The 541-nt window shown below is 46.8% G+C and carries 1 pseudogene; it reads left to right on the top strand.

From position 1 onward, the window contains the following. Nucleotides 1–541: pseudogene (locus J5069_RS24050) on the top strand (serine protease); the annotation flags it as partial.

The following is a 541-nucleotide window of genomic DNA, read 5'->3' as shown; positions in this document are numbered from 1 at the left end:
GCTGCTCGCGATGAAACTGTCGACTTGGTCGGCGTTACCGGAAAAACCTTTGCTAATCTACGGCTAACGCAGCAGGGGCGAGATGTAAAAGTCGATTTAGGCAAAAATCAGACTATTACATTAAAAAATCAGGGTATTGCTGGTATCAGTGCAAAACATTTCACCTTCCAAAATACGTTTATTGCCCCAAAAACCTATACAGAAAGTGGCGCTACAGTCGCCCAACCCACGGCCGGATTGGGAACCGTGATCCTTCACGGGGGCGCTAAAGGTGTTATGTTGACAACCAATGCTCAGGGCCAGATGGTTTTTAGCCTGAGTGGTACGGTTTATAGTCGTGATAGCGCGGCGTCTGATGTTTTTGTGGTTAAGGCTCAACCCGGTGTTAACCACTATCAGAATGCTTTGCGCGGTTTTCGTCACGGCATTGATAAAATAGATTTACGCGAAATCGGTGTTACCGACTTCAACCAACTCACCGTCGTTAAACAAAACCGTGGCACCATGAATGGATTGTCACAGTTGCATCTTAGTAAGGCCA

Source organism: Candidatus Symbiopectobacterium sp. NZEC127 (assembly GCF_025962675.1).
In the GTDB taxonomy this organism is placed as follows: domain Bacteria; phylum Pseudomonadota; class Gammaproteobacteria; order Enterobacterales; family Enterobacteriaceae; genus Symbiopectobacterium.
Note: the sequence above shows the minus strand (reverse complement) of the source record. Positions and strands in the feature narration are given on the sequence as shown.